Annotated in this window: 1 protein-coding gene; it reads right to left on the reverse strand. The window is 73.5% G+C overall.

Annotated features, from left to right (window positions below):
• Positions 1-79 precede the first annotated feature (79 nt).
• On the reverse strand, positions 80-535 hold a 456-nt coding region (locus EAD98_RS06415), incomplete at its 5' end, for a discoidin domain-containing protein (protein WP_199723310.1).

Consider the following 535-nt stretch of genomic DNA (forward strand, 5'->3'; position numbering starts at 1 on the left):
GATCGGGCGGGCCCGCGCTGCGCTGCGCCGAGCCGTTCCGGCCGGGTGGCCCCCGCCCAGCCGGACGGGGGCCACGGGGCTAGCTGGAGTAGACCTCGAACTCGCTGAGCTGACCGGCGGGCCAGCCGCTGTTGCCGGTGACGGTCAGCCGCAGGTAACGCTGGCTGGTCGCCGCGAACGTCACGGTGACCGTGTTGCCGCTGGCCGGATTGAAGGTGTAGCCGGCGGACGGCTTGACCGTCGCCCAGGAGGAGCCGTTGGTGGAGCCGAGCACCGACAGCGTCTGGGTGCGGGTCTGCCAGGCCGACGACGGTGGCAGCTTCAGCACGACCCGGGACACCGACCGGGCGGTCCCCAGGTCCACCGTCAGCGACTGGGGGAAGGCGTTGTTGGCGCTCTCCCAGTAGGTGCCCGCGTTGCCGTCCACCGCGTTGGGTGCGGCGTACACGTCGGAGTGGCTGGTTTCGGTGACCGGCCGCCCGGCGGCCAGGTTGCCGGTGGGTGGCGGCGTGGTGGTCGGCGCGGTGGTCGGCGG

Origin of the sequence: Micromonospora sp. CV4, assembly GCF_003667455.1 — a bacterium.
Classification (GTDB): Bacteria; Actinomycetota; Actinomycetes; order Mycobacteriales; family Micromonosporaceae; genus Micromonospora.